This window comes from Stenotrophomonas sp. TWI602, assembly GCF_039674045.1.
GTDB lineage: Bacteria > Pseudomonadota > Gammaproteobacteria > Xanthomonadales > Xanthomonadaceae > Stenotrophomonas.
Window position 1 is genome coordinate 65030 of the sequence record NZ_JBDJMT010000011.1, and the last position, 12912, is coordinate 77941.

General features: G+C 66.1%; 11 protein-coding genes. 5 read left to right on the plus strand and 6 right to left on the minus strand.

Annotated features, from left to right (window positions below):
- Positions 1-367: 367 nt before the first annotated feature.
- Entirely contained in the window at positions 368-907 is a 540-nt protein-coding gene (gene infC / locus ABE483_RS12030; RefSeq protein ID WP_172838068.1) for a translation initiation factor IF-3, read from the minus strand.
- 48 nt (positions 908-955) lie between these two features.
- Positions 956-2860, minus strand: coding sequence for a threonine--tRNA ligase (gene thrS, locus ABE483_RS12035; protein WP_313218960.1), 1905 nt, complete (start codon positions 2858-2860; stop codon positions 956-958).
- A gap of 407 nt (positions 2861-3267) precedes the next feature.
- Between thrS and ABE483_RS12040 the strand changes: the two genes are divergently transcribed.
- The 4 genes from ABE483_RS12040 (at position 3268) to ABE483_RS12055 (ending at position 6588) form a co-directional block, all read left to right on the plus strand.
- Entirely contained in the window at positions 3268-3564 is a 297-nt protein-coding gene (locus ABE483_RS12040; protein WP_088432535.1) for a hypothetical protein, read from the plus strand.
- A complete protein-coding gene (locus ABE483_RS12045; RefSeq protein WP_313218962.1) occupies positions 3564-3827 on the plus strand; it encodes a hypothetical protein in 264 nt (87 codons plus the stop codon). Before ABE483_RS12040 ends, ABE483_RS12045 begins: the two co-directional genes overlap by 1 nt.
- Positions 3828-3837: 10 nt before the next feature.
- Complete coding sequence (locus ABE483_RS12050; protein ID WP_346481757.1) at positions 3838-5403, plus strand: PepSY-associated TM helix domain-containing protein; 1566 nt, start codon at positions 3838-3840, stop codon at positions 5401-5403.
- 108 nt (positions 5404-5511) lie between these two features.
- Positions 5512-6588, plus strand: a complete 1077-nt coding sequence (locus ABE483_RS12055; RefSeq protein WP_346481758.1) for a serine hydrolase — start codon at positions 5512-5514, stop codon at positions 6586-6588.
- Here ABE483_RS12055 and ABE483_RS12060 read toward each other — a convergent pair.
- Positions 6557-8155, minus strand: coding sequence for a winged helix-turn-helix domain-containing protein (locus ABE483_RS12060; protein ID WP_346481759.1), 1599 nt, complete (start codon positions 8153-8155; stop codon positions 6557-6559). The two genes, ABE483_RS12055 and ABE483_RS12060, sit on opposite strands and share 32 nt — an antisense overlap.
- A gap of 50 nt (positions 8156-8205) precedes the next feature.
- Entirely contained in the window at positions 8206-9390 is a 1185-nt protein-coding gene (locus ABE483_RS12065; RefSeq protein ID WP_346481760.1) for a glycoside hydrolase family 18 protein, read from the minus strand.
- A gap of 367 nt (positions 9391-9757) precedes the next feature.
- Between ABE483_RS12065 and ABE483_RS12070 the strand changes: the two genes are divergently transcribed.
- Entirely contained in the window at positions 9758-10141 is a 384-nt protein-coding gene (locus ABE483_RS12070; protein WP_313209015.1) for a VOC family protein, read from the plus strand.
- Positions 10142-10388: 247 nt separating this feature from the next.
- On the opposite strand, the gene pnp is transcribed toward ABE483_RS12070, so the two are convergent.
- Both pnp and rpsO read right to left on the minus strand, forming a co-directional pair.
- Complete coding sequence (gene pnp, locus ABE483_RS12075) at positions 10389-12500, minus strand: polyribonucleotide nucleotidyltransferase (protein ID WP_346481761.1); 2112 nt, start codon at positions 12498-12500, stop codon at positions 10389-10391.
- A gap of 147 nt (positions 12501-12647) precedes the next feature.
- Positions 12648-12908 (minus strand): 30S ribosomal protein S15, encoded by a 261-nt coding sequence (gene rpsO, locus ABE483_RS12080; protein WP_038687260.1) that lies wholly within the window; start codon positions 12906-12908, stop codon positions 12648-12650.
- Positions 12909-12912: the final 4 nt, after the last annotated feature.

Consider the following 12912-nt stretch of genomic DNA (forward strand, 5'->3'; position numbering starts at 1 on the left):
AACCAGGCCGGTCCTGTTTGCCGTTGAAACAGCGTGCCTTTATGGGGCGGGAAACCGTTCAAAACAGCACCCCCGCAAAACGGGGCCGCCCATTATGCCCGTGAACACGGGAGGTTGCAAACTGTTGATTGGGCGAATGTTTACCGCGGGGCGGACGAACCTGAACGGAACGGCCGCGAGGGCCGGCGTCATGCCAAGCCGCGCACGCGGAAAACGGCAGAAGGCGCCGGTGGGCGCCCGCCGTGTGGTGCGCGAAGCGGGGAAGCCGAGCGAGCGCTCGGTGCAGCCGACCAACGGTCGGCTCTACCCATCGCCACGGTGGGGTGTGCAGCCGACCAACGGTCGGCTCTACCCCCCCGGTGGGCGGTTACTTCTTCTTGGGCGCGATCATCATCACCATCTGCCGGCCTTCAAGGCGCGGACGGGACTCGATCACGATGTCCTCGCCCAGATCACCTTCGATCCGGCTGGCCATCTCGCGACCCAGTTCCTGATGGCTCATTTCACGGCCACGGAAGCGGATGTTGACCTTGATCTTGTCGCCCTCTTCCAGGAAACCGCGCATCTTGCGCAGCTTGATCTGGTAATCACCTTCATCGGTGACCGGGCGGAACTTCACTTCCTTGATCTCGACCTGCTTGGTCTTCTTCTTGGCCTCATTGGCCTTCTTCTGCGCTTCGAACTTGAACTTGCCGAAGTCCATGATCTTGCACACCGGCGGATCAGCCTGCGGCTGAATCTCGACCAGGTCCAGACCTTCGTCTTCGGCCATCGACAGCGCTTCGTCACGCGTCAACACACCAATCATTTCTCCGTCGCTGCCGATCACGCGGACGCGCGGCACCCGGATTTCCTGATTCTTGCGGTTCTGTTTGTTGTCAGGGGTACTGATATTGCAATCTCCCAGAGGAATCAAACCGGCCCATCGCGGAGCATCCGCAGGGCCGGGACTTTCTTACACGGACTGTTCTGCCTGCAACCGCTCGATGAAGGCCTGGACGGACATGCTGCCCAGATCTTCGCCAGAGCGCGTACGCACGGCCACGGCGCCATTTTCCTTCTCACGGTCGCCAACCACCAGCAGGTACGGGACCCGCTGCAGCGTATGCTCGCGAATCTTATATCCGATCTTCTCGTTGCGCAAATCGGCGTTCACGCGGAAGCCTTGATCTGCAAGGGTTTTCCGCACTTCGCTGACGTATTCAGCCTGCGCATCGGTGATATTGGCCACCACCACCTGGGTCGGGGCCAGCCAGGCCGGGAACTGGCCGGCATGGTGCTCGATCAGGATGCCCAGGAAACGCTCCATGGAACCGACGATCGCGCGGTGCAGCATGACCGGATGCTTCTTCTGGCTGTTTTCGTCCACATACTCGGCGCCAAGGCGGCCAGGCATCATGAAGTCGACCTGCATCGTGCCCAGCTGCCAGGTACGGCCGATGGCATCCTTGAGGTGGTACTCGATCTTCGGGCCGTAGAAGGCGCCCTCGCCCGGCAGCTCCTGCCACTCCACCCCGCAGCTGGACAGGGCCGAGCGCAATGCGCCCTCCGCCTTGTCCCACGTGCTGTCATCGCCCAGGCGCGATTCGGGGCGCAGCGCGATCTTGACCTGGATCTCCTCGAAGCCGAAGTGCTGGTACACCGCCAGCGCCTGCTGGTGGAACGCGGTCACTTCCGCCTCGACCTGGTCTTCGGTGCAGAACACGTGGCCGTCGTCCTGGGTAAAGCCACGCACGCGCAGGATGCCGTGCAGCGCGCCGGAGGGCTCGTTGCGGTGGCAGGCACCAAACTCACCGTAGCGGATCGGCAGATCGCGGTAGCTGTGCAGCCCCTGGTTGAACACCTGCACGTGGCCCGGGCAGTTCATCGGCTTGAGCGCGTAGGTACGCTTCTCCGACTCGGTGAAGAACATCGCGTCCTGGTAGTTGTCCCAATGGCCGGACTTCTGCCACAGCGACACGTCCAGGATCTGCGGGCAGCGCACTTCGCCGTAGCCGGTATTGCGGTACACCTTGCGCATGTACTGCTCGACCACCTGCCACAGCGCCCAGCCCTTGGGGTGCCAGAACACCAGTCCCGGGGCCTCTTCCTGCAGGTGGAACAGGTCCTGCTGCTTGCCGATGCGGCGGTGATCGCGCATTTCGGCTTCTTCGATGCGCTTGATGTACGCATCGAGCTGCTTCTTGTCGGCCCAGGCGGTGCCGTAGACGCGCTGCAGCTGCTCGTTCTGCGCGTCGCCGCGCCAATAGGCGCCGGAAATGCGGGTCAGCTTGAAGGCCTTCAGGAAGCGCGTGTTGGGCACGTGCGGGCCGCGGCACATGTCCACGTATTCCTGGTGGTAGTACATGCCCATGGCCTGAATATCCGGCGACATGTCGTCGATCAGGCGCAGCTTGTAGTCTTCTCCACGGGCCTTGAAGATCTCGATGACCTCGGCACGCGGAGTGACCTTCTTGATGACGTCGTAGTCCTGCGCGATCAGCTCGCCCATGCGCTTTTCGATGGCGGCCATGTCCTCGGGCGTGAACGGACGCTCGGAGTAGATGTCGTAGTAGAAGCCTTCGGCGATGACCGGGCCGATCACCATCTTGACGTCCGGGTACAGCTGCTTGACCGCATGACCGACCAGATGGGCGGCGGAGTGGCGGATGATCTCGACGCCCTCCTCGTCCTTGGCGGTGATGATGCGCAGGCTGGCATCGTGGTCGATGACGTCACTGGCATCGACCAGCACGCCATCCACCGAACCGGCGATGGTGGCCTTGGCCAGGCCGGCGCCGATCGACTGGGCGACGTCCATGACACTGACGGGATGTTCGAATTCACGGCGGCTGCCGTCGGGGAGCGTGATCGCGATCATGAGAGTGCTTTGGTCTGGTGGCCCGCAGGGGGCCTGGAGAATCCGGGGGCGAGGCAATAAAAAAAGCGCCACGAAGGCGCCTGCGTCAGGGGCCGTCGGGGGCGTTCAGCGGTGGGCGGTGGTAGTGCTCATGTCACACGCTAGACCGGCGCAGGGCGCGGGCCACCTTGTTGCCTCGATAGAGATGCCCTGATCTTAAACCAATCCGCCGATGAATGCGCCGCTCCGGCGGCGGCCAGGCAACGGGACCGCCTGAATGCGCCCGTGTGGCGCCCACAAACCGCAATGATTACCATGCGCGGATTACTGTCCTGCCCAGGACAGGATTGCCGATTGGATTCCCCCATGCCCTGCCCCGCTTCCTTCCCGGCCTGCCGCGCTCTGTCGCCCATGCCGGCAGCCGCCCGATGATTACCGTCGCCCTGACCTCGCTTGGCTTCTGCAGCCTGGCGCTGGCCGGCTCGGCGTTCTCGGCGCTGGCGCTGTATGCCGCCTCACCGCACTGCCGCTGGCCGCGCCTGCGCCGTGCCGGCCGCCTTGGCCGGCAGATCAGTCTGGTGGCTGCGGTGGCGGCGCTGTGGCTGTGGATCGCCAACCTGGGCATCGCCACCGGCGTGGTGGTGATGCTGTGCAGCTGGATGCTGGTGGCGATCGCGCTGCCGCTGCTGGCCGCGTGGCATCGTCCGGCACAGGTGATGCGCTGATGTGGGTCCGCGCGGGCGCCGGCCTCCTGGCGGGATTCTTCGTCGCGGCCGCGGCCACCGGCCTGGTCGCCTGGCTGCCGCCGGGGCCGTGGCAGAGCGCGCTGGTGCCCAGCCTGATCGCCTTCATTCCGCTGTGGATGCTGGCGGCGATCTGGGCCTTCAGCTTCCGCACCGGGCTGCGGGCGTGGGCCGTGATGAGCGCGACCGCCCTGGCCGGATTCGGCCTGTTGTGGCTGCTGCGCCTGACCGGCGCGGTGCAATGAGAGCGATACGATGAAGTTCAGTTCCCATACCCTGCGCACCTTCACCACGCTGCATACGTGGGTCGGCCTGGTCGCCGGTTTCGCCCTGTTCGTGGCGTTCTACGCCGGTGCGCTGACCCTGTTCCACCACGATCTGCCGCTGTGGCAGACGCCGCATGCGGTGGATACCCCGGCCGCGAGCCTGGACGACGCGCAGCGCCTGCTCGAGGGGGTGCTCGAGCGCCATCCGGCCGCACGCGCCCATGTGGGCATGACCTTCCCGGGGGCGGATCATCCACAGCCGATCGCGTATTGGCAGGATGCCAAGGGCACCTGGCTGTACGCCTGGCTGGACCATTACGACGGCAGCGTGACCCCGCCACAGACCGGACTGGCCGAGCTGGTCAACGAGCTGCATTACAGCCTGGGCCTGCCGGTCGCGGGCACCTACCTGATGGGCATCGTCAGCCTGCTGTATGGCGTGGCCCTGCTCAGCGGCCTGGTCATCCACCTGCCCAGACTGCTGGGCGATCTGTTCGCACTGCGCCCGGGCCGCAATCTCAAGCAGATGTGGCAGGACGCGCACAACGTGATCGGCGTGCTCAGCCTGCCCTTCCACCTGATGTTCGCGGTCACCGGCGCGCTGCTCTGCCTGATCTTCCTGCAGATGGCGGCGCTGAATCCGCTGATCTTCGACGGCAAGCTGCTGCAGGCGGTGCCGGCAGCGATGGACACCGCGCCGGTACGCGAGCCCAGCGGCCAGCCAGGCGATGAAACCAACCTGCGCATGCTGCATGCCCGCGCCATCGAGGTGGCCCGGGCGCAGGGCGTGGCCGATTTCGAGCCGGCCTTCCTCAAGCTCGCCCATGCCGGCGATGCCAACGCCACGATCGAGATCACCGGCGAATCCGGGGGCACCCTGGGGCCGCTCGGCGCGGTCGGCCTGGATGCGGCCAGCGGCCGCCTGCTGAGCAGCCAGCTGCCTGGCCAGCGCGATGCCAACCACGCCACCCTGAGTGCCGCCTACGCGCTGCATTTCGGTGAATTCGGCAATGGCGTGGTGGTGTGGTTGTACTTCCTGCTCGGCCTGGGCGGCGCCTTCCTGTTCTACTCCGGCAACCTGCTGTGGATCGAATCGCGTCGCAAGCGGCGCCAGGTGGAACAGGGGCGCGCGCAGATCAATATGGCCCGGGCCACGGTGGGGGTCTGCATCGGGCTGTGCGTGGCAGTCTCGGCGAGCTTCGTGGGCGCCCAGATCCTGGAGCAGGTCGCGCCGCAGGCCGTGGATCACGGCATCCGCTGGATCTGTTTCGCCACCTGGGCCGCGTGTGCGCTGTGGGCGGCACTGCGTCGCCCCGACCAGGCGGCCCGTGAGCTGCTGTGGGCGGCCGCGATCAGCACCGCGCTGGTAGCGGTGGTGCACGGCGGCCTGACCGGCTACTGGCCATGGGCGAGCGCGGCACGGGGCTACTGGCCGCTGTTCTGGGTGGACGCGGTGGCGCTGGCACTGGCCTTTGGTTTTGCCACGCTGGCCCGTGCGAGCCTGCGCCGCGCGCAGCAGGGCGACCCGAACAGCGTCTGGAGTGCACCGCGCTGATGACCCTGGAGGCCTGCTGCGGCGGGCTTTCAGAATTCTTCAGACGCCTTTCCAGCACTTCAGACCGCGTCATGGCGTAGTCGGCCCTCATCTCGAGGAGCCTTGCCCATGCACCCCTACCGACACCGACTTGCCGCCCTGGTCTTCGCCCTGGCGGCCGCCCTGCCACTGGCTGCTTCCGCCACACCCGCGGTGCTGGACAGCGCCCGGATCACCGCACTGGAGTCGGCGCTCGCCAGCCAGGACATCAAGCAGGTCACCAGCATCCTGCTGCTGGTGGACGGCCAGGTGGCGTACGAGGGCTACTTCAACGGCGGCACGGCGGAGACCCTCAATGACGTGCGCTCGGCCAGCAAGAGCGTGACCGCGATGCTGGTCGGCGCGGCCATCGGCGACGGGTCCCTGCCCGGCGTACAGGCCCGTGTGTACGACTACTTCCCCGCGTTCACGGCTGGCCATCCAGTCGATCCCCGGCTGCGCGCGATGACGGTGGAAGATCTGCTCACCATGAGCACGCTGTGGGAGTGCGATGACGAGAATGCGTTCTCGGCCGGCAATGAAGAGCGCATGTACGTGACCGAGCACTGGCTGGACTTCGCGCTGTCGCTGCCGGTCAAGGGTTTCGCACCGTGGATGACGCGACCGGAAGACAGCCCGCACGGCCGCGCGCATGCCTACTGCACGGCCAATTCCTTCGTGCTCGGCGCAGTACTGGAACAGGCCACGAAGCGGCCCTTGGCCGACTACGCCGCGCAGGTGCTGGAGCGCCCGCTGGGCATCACCACGAGCACGTGGAACCGCTCACCGGAAGGCATCGGCATGGGCGGCGGTGGGACGCGTTACCGCAGCCGGGACCTGGCACGGTTGGGCGAACTGGTGCTGGCCGAGGGACGCTGGCAAGGCAAACAATTGATCCCGACCCGCTATGTGCGGGCGATGCTCAGCGCGCAGGCCACCGCCGGTGATGGCAGCGACTACGGCTATCAATGGTGGGGGCTGAAGCTTCCGGTCGACGGGCACGACAGCACCGTGTGGACGATGTCCGGCAACGGCGGCAACTACGTGTTCGTGATACCCGGCAAGAAGCTGGTCGCGGTGATCACCAGCCAGGCCTACAACCGCAGCTACGCCCACCCGCAGTCGCGCCGCATCCTTACCGAGTTCCTGCTGCCCGCGCTGCGCTGAGGCCGTCGAGGTCTGTTGGCCGCCATGGAGCGGCCAACACCCGGGCGCGCTGGGCGGATACGTCTTTCTCGATCATGTCGAGCAGTTCCTGCCAGCCGGCCGCACCGTGCAGCGGCGCAAACAAAGGGGTGGCGCGCAACCACGCCGCGTCGCGGAAGCCGGCGTTCACCGCGTGATGCAGGGCCACCAGCGCAGCGGCCTCATCGCCCTGGGCCTGCAGCACCATCGCACGCTCCAGTGCGGTGTCGGACCAGCCATCATCGCCTTGCCCTTCCAGCATCTGCAGGCGCTCGGCGATCCAGGTCGGGGCAGGCGCCGGATCGCCATAGAGGCCGGCCAGGGTCTGCCCCATCGACTGCTGCGGGCGCAATGCCCGGCTCTGCTCGAAGGCTTCGGCGGCGCCCTTCCGATTCCCGCGCAACAGCAGCATCTCGCCCTGCAGGCGCAGCAACTGCGGATGTGGCGTCCCGCGAGCCAGTGCCTGATCCAGCGCCTGCTGTGCTTTTGCCGACTCCCCCATTGCCAACAGGCTGTGCGGCCAGGCGATGTTGGCGAACACATTGTCCGGATAGAGCTGGAAGTTGTGCGCGTGCCGGCGAGCGGCCGCATCGGTGAACCCCAACAGCTCCAGTTCGCGTGCGACCTGTACGTCGCGGAAGCGAACCCGCTCGGGCGCGCGCAGTGACAGGTTGTCCTGCAAGGCCTGCGCGAGGTCGCCTTTTTCCTGCTGCAGATAGGCCAGCGATGCGCGCGTGCGCTCGTCACCCGGGTCGCGCCGCAGGGCCTGCCGGTAGTCCGCCATGGCGTGCGACATCGCGCCGAGGCAGTCGTGGGCATAGCCGCGTGCGGCCCAGCCGGCGGCATCTTCCGGCGCCTTGAGCACCAGCTGGCTGCTCAACACCAGCGCCTCCTGCGCACGCTCGCGCGCGCCGTTGAACAAGCAGGCATCGGCCGCCAGCGCTCGGGCGAGTCCACGCCGTGCGCTTAGCGATTCAGGGTCGATCTGCAGCGCCTGGCGGTACAACGCGATCGCCCGTTCGTTGTTGCTGGCCTGGCCGATGCCCGCGTAATAGGCGGCGCGCTGCAGCACCGCCTCCGCTGGCGACGCCGGTGCGCTGGCGGGACGTACCAAGGCGAACACAACGGCAGCAGCGACGACCGTTACCCCAGCCAGCCAGACCCACCGTGCGGGTGCGCGCGCGCCGGGTGCGACGGGAGCGCCCTCCGTGCCGGCGCTGGCAACGGCATCACGCATCACCGGCTGCGGCGAGGCGCACAACTGGTAGCCACGGCCACGAACCGAGCGGATGTAGCGCGGCCGACGGCCGTCATCGCCCAGCGCCTGCCGGAGCAGCTTCACCCGCTGGCTGATCGCATCCTCGCCGACCACCGCCGGTGCCCAGACCTGATCGGCGAGCGTGTCGAAATCGACGACGGCGTTGCCGTGGGCCAGCAGGCAGTCCAGCAGCCGCCAACTCAACCCGCCGACCGGCAATACCTGATCCCCTCGCCGCACCTGCTGGGCAGGGCGGTCGATGTGCAGATCCAGCAGGCGGACGGTCTCCATGGCGGCAAGCATAGGGCACGCCGCGTGCGTGGCGGCGGCCTTCGGCGCGCTTACTTCGCAGGTTCCCGGAACGGCGCCACCATGGCCTTGAGCAGGCTGCCCTGCGCGTCGTCACCGGTCAGCTCCCACATGAAGACGCCGCGCAGACCGCTGTCCTTGGCGAAGGTGGCGCGCAGACCGATCGAGGTCGGATCCTCATAGCTGACGAAGACCTTCCCGGTGGCGTTGTACAACCACGGCGTCTGCGCGACCGGGTGCCAGTGCCGCTCCCAGCCGGGCTGGCCGAGCATGCTGGCCTGGATCTGCCGCCAGTCGCCGGCCGGATGCGGCGCGCTGTAGTGCTGGTAGAGGCCCTGGTTGGCATCGCCCTCCAGCTGGAAGCCACGGCCGTAGAACGGCACGCCGAGCACCAGCTTGTCTTTCGGCACACCGTGCTGCTCGTAGTAGGACACCGCCCCGGCCACGCTGTTCCAGCGTTTCAATTCCGGCGCCAGCGGATCTTCCGGCACCTCATGCAGCGGCGCGTTGAAGGTGGACACCGCCGAGAAGCCGGTGCCCATGTCGTAGCTCATCAAGTTGATGAAATCGAGCGCGCGGCCGAGCTCCTTGAGTTCGTAGCTGCGGGCCGGATCATACGGGCCATCGGTCTGCACGCGGCCGGCAGGCAGCGCGGCGGTGACCAGCCGGTGCTGGCCGTCTTTCTTGTCCAGCGCATCGAGCTGGCGGCGGAACTCGCGCACCAGCAGGGTCATGTTGCGGCGATCTTCCGGGCGGTCGGTGATCTGGGTCGGGCCGCCATATACCGGGAACTCCCAGTCGATGTCCACGCCATCGAAGCTGCCGCGATGGCGCTCGAAGAACATCGCCACGCAGGAGGCCGCGAAGCGTTCGCGGCTTTCCGCGGTCAGCGCCGCATCGGAGAACCCGCCCGCGTTCCAGCCGCCGATCGAGATCAGGGTGTGCAGCGTCGGATGCGCACGCTTGAGCGCGGCCAGTGCCCTGAAATGCGCATCGGCCTGCGGCGCGACCGCGCATTGACCTTGGTCGATGGTGGCGAACGCATAGAACAGATGGGTGAGCGTATCGGCCGGAATGGTCTCCACCGGGTAGCGGTCCGCCGAACCCCCCGGGTAGTACGCGCCGATCACCTTGGGCAACGACTCCATGGCAGAGGCGGCCTGCGGCATCACGCTGGCGATCAGAACGGCCAGGACAGCGACGGTTGGACGGAACATGGGATCTCCCGGGGCGAAGGCGAAGCCACGTTAGCAGCGTGCTGTGGTGCGTGGGCGCTTTGCGCGGTGATGTCCTGCGAATCCGTCCAGCGGACACTGACGGCTGACCCACGCAGGCCTGGCGGCTGTCCACAGGCCGTACGGCAACACCCGGTACACGCCACGGACGCGTCACTCGAAGTCGCCGCCCGCAGCGGACGACCGCGCGGTCTGTCCCGCTCTGCCGCGCGGCCCGCCCGCCCGCATGTATGCCTGCATGCCTGCATGCGCGCCTGCCTGACGGCGACAGGTGTTCACCCCCGCCTTGCGTCATCGGTTTTACAGTTCAGCGATAGTGACTGCTTGCTGCGTGACACCGATGACCGACCTGCATATCGACCGATTGGACCACCTGGTCCTGACCGTGGCGGATGTCGCCGCGACCTGTGAGTTCTACCACCGCGTGCTGGGCATGGAGGTGGATACCTTCGGCGAGGGGCGCAAGGCGCTGCGCTTCGGGCTGCAGAAGATCAACCTGCATGCACAAGGGCGCGAGTTCGAGCCAAAGGCCGAGCGCCCCACGCCCGGCTCGGCGGACCTGTGCCTGATCACCTACGCGACGATGGACGAGATCCTGGCGCACCTGCAGGCGCAGGGCGTGACCGTCGAAGAAGGACCGGTCCAGCGGACGGGTGCCACCGGACCGATCCTGTCGGTGTATTTCCGCGATCCGGACCGGAATCTGATCGAGGTATCTCGCTATCTGGCGTAATGCGCCCCCACCCAACGGCAGCCATGCGTGGCATGGCATGGCACTCCACCGCGAACCGGCGCTGTTGGTTGGACATGCGGGCACAAAAAAAGCGGGCCGAAGCCCGCTTTTTCTTGTCTGCGAAAGCGTGAGGACCAACGGTCCTCGCCTACCGACCGGGAAGCGTGAGGACCAACGGTCCTCACCTACCGACCGGGAAGCGTGAGGACCAACGGTCCTCACCTACCGCGAGATCGGCGTTGGCCGATTACTCGGCGGCGGGGGCGCCCTCGCCTTCTTCGACGGCCTTCATCGACAGGCGGATACGGCCCTGCTTGTCGACTTCCAGCACCTTGACCTTGACCACATCGCCTTCCTTCAGCACATCGCCGACCTTCTCGACGCGATCGCTGGAGATCTGCGACACGTGGACCAGACCGTCCTTGCCCGGCAGGATCGTGACGAACGCACCGAAGTCCATGATCTTGGCGACCTTGCCTTCGTAGATGCGGCCCGGCTCGACGTCCGAGGTGATCTGCTCGATGCGGGCCTTGGCAGCCTGCGCAGCGCTGGCGTTGACCGACGCGATGACGATGGTGCCGTCATCCTGGATGTCGATCTGGGTGCCGGTTTCCTTGGTGATGGCCTGGATGGTGGAACCACCCTTGCCGATCACTTCGCGGATCTTGTCCGGGTGGATCTTGATGGTCAGCAGGCGCGGCGCGTAGTCCGACAGCTCTTCGCGCGGGGCGGTCAGGCCTTGGGCCATTTCACCCAGGATGTGCAGACGGCCAGCCTTGGCCTGCTGCAGTGCCTGCTTCATGATCTCTTCGGTGATGCCTTCGATCTTGATGTCCATCTGCAGGGCGGAGATGCCCTCAGCGGTACCGGCGACCTTGAAGTCCATGTCGCCCAGGTGATCTTCGTCACCCAGGATGTCGGACAGGACGACGAAGCGCTCGCCTTCCTTGACCAGACCCATGGCGATACCGGCCACCGGCGACTTCACCGGCACGCCGGCGTCCATCAGGGCCAGCGAGGAACCGCAGACCGAGGCCATCGACGAGGAGCCGTTGGATTCGGTGATTTCCGAGACCACGCGGATGGTGTACGGGAAGGCTTCCAGCGACGGCATCACTGCCAGCACGCCGCGCTTGGCGAGACGGCCGTGGCCGATTTCGCGACGCTTCGGGCCCATCATGCGGCCGGTCTCACCCACCGAGTAGGGGGGGAAGTTGTAATGGAAGAGGAAGTTTTCCTTGTACTCACCGGCGACGGCATCGATGACCTGGCCATCACGGGCGGTGCCCAGGGTGATGGTCACGATGGCCTGCGTTTCACCGCGGGTGAACAGCGAGGAGCCGTGGGTACGCGGCAGGATGCCGGTCTTCACCGAGATCGGGCGGACGGTGTCCAGCGCACGGCCGTCGATGCGGACCTTGGTGTCGAGCACCGAGTTGCGCATGGTGCTGTATTCCAGCTCGCCGAATTCCTTCGACAGCTCGGCCGGGTTCCAGCCTTCGGCGGCCACACGGCCAGCCAGCGACTCGACCACGTCCTTCTTGATCGCCGAGATGGCGTCACGGCGCTGCAGCTTGTCGCGCACCTGGAAGGCTTCGCCCAGACGCGGGCCGATGGCTTCCTGCAGGGCGCTGATCAGCACGTCGTTCTTGGCCGGGGCTTCCCAGGTCGACGGCTTGGTGCCGGCTTCCACGGTCAGCTCGTTGATCGCGTTGATGACCTTCTGCATTTCGCGGTGACCGAAGGTCACAGCGCCCAGCATCACGTCTTCGGACAGCAGCGCGGCTTCGGATTCCACCATCAGCACGGCGTTGGCGGTACCGGCGACAACCAGTTCCAGCTCCGAATCCTTCAGTTCGGTCACGGTCGGGTTGAGGATGTACTCACCGTTCTTGTAACCCACCTTGGCGGCGGCGATCGGACCCTTGAACGGGGTACCGGCCAGCGACAGCGCAGCCGAGGCGCCGATCAGCGCGGCGATGTCGCCATCGATGTCCGGGTTCAGCGACATCACGGTAGCGATGATCTGAACTTCGTTCTTGTAGTCTTCCGGGAACAGCGGACGGATCGGGCGATCGATCAGGCGCGAAATCAGCGTCTCTTTTTCGGTCGCGCGGCCTTCGCGCTTGAAGAAACCGCCCGGGATACGGCCACCTGCGTAGAACTTCTCCTGATAGTCGCAGGTCAGGGGGAAGAAGTCCTGGCCCTCACGCGCGCTCTTGGCGGCAACGGCGGAGACCAGCAGCACGGTGTCGTCGAACTTGACGATGACGGCACCGCCGGCCTGACGGGCGATTTCGCCGGTTTCAAGCGTGACGGTGTGCTTGCCGTACTGGAAGGTTTTGGTGATTTTTGCCACGGGGGTTTCCTTGGATGATGCTTTCTTCAATGGACCGCTGGCGACCCTTGCCGCCGACGGGTGACCGGTTGTCCGGCCCATACGTTTGATGCGGTACTGCCAAAACAAAACCGCGGCGCATTCCTGCGCCGCGGTGGGGGTTCGTGCTTAGCGACGCAGGCCGAGCTTTTCGATCAGGGCCTTGTAACGCGGAGCGTCTTTCTTCTTCAGGTAGTCGAGCAGGCTGCGGCGGCGGTTGACCATCTGCAGCAGACCACGACGGCTGTGGTGATCCTTCTTGTGGGTCTTGAAGTGGCCGGTCAGCAGTTCGATGCGGGCGGTCAGCAGAGCGACCTGGACTTCCGGGGAGCCGGTGTCAGCCGCGCTGCGCTTGTTGTCTTCAATGACTTTCTGGGTGTCGATCGACATATCT

Excerpts from the sequence above, each read along its gene's own strand:
- thrS (WP_313218960.1), bottom strand. The coding sequence starts at position 2,860 with ATGATCGCGATCACGCTCCCCGACGGCAGCCGCCGTGAATTCGAACAT.
- ABE483_RS12040 (WP_088432535.1), top strand. The coding sequence starts at position 3,268 with ATGATTACCGTCGCCCTGACCTCGCTTGGCTTCTGCAGCCTGGCGCTG.
- ABE483_RS12045 (WP_313218962.1), top strand. The coding sequence starts at position 3,564 with ATGTGGGTCCGCGCGGGCGCCGGCCTCCTGGCGGGATTCTTCGTCGCG.
- ABE483_RS12055 (WP_346481758.1), top strand. The coding sequence starts at position 5,512 with ATGCACCCCTACCGACACCGACTTGCCGCCCTGGTCTTCGCCCTGGCG.
- ABE483_RS12065 (WP_346481760.1), bottom strand. The coding sequence starts at position 9,390 with ATGTTCCGTCCAACCGTCGCTGTCCTGGCCGTTCTGATCGCCAGCGTG.
- ABE483_RS12060 (WP_346481759.1), bottom strand. The coding sequence starts at position 8,155 with ATGGAGACCGTCCGCCTGCTGGATCTGCACATCGACCGCCCTGCCCAG.
- ABE483_RS12050 (WP_346481757.1), top strand. The coding sequence starts at position 3,838 with ATGAAGTTCAGTTCCCATACCCTGCGCACCTTCACCACGCTGCATACG.
- rpsO (WP_038687260.1), bottom strand. The coding sequence starts at position 12,908 with ATGTCGATCGACACCCAGAAAGTCATTGAAGACAACAAGCGCAGCGCG.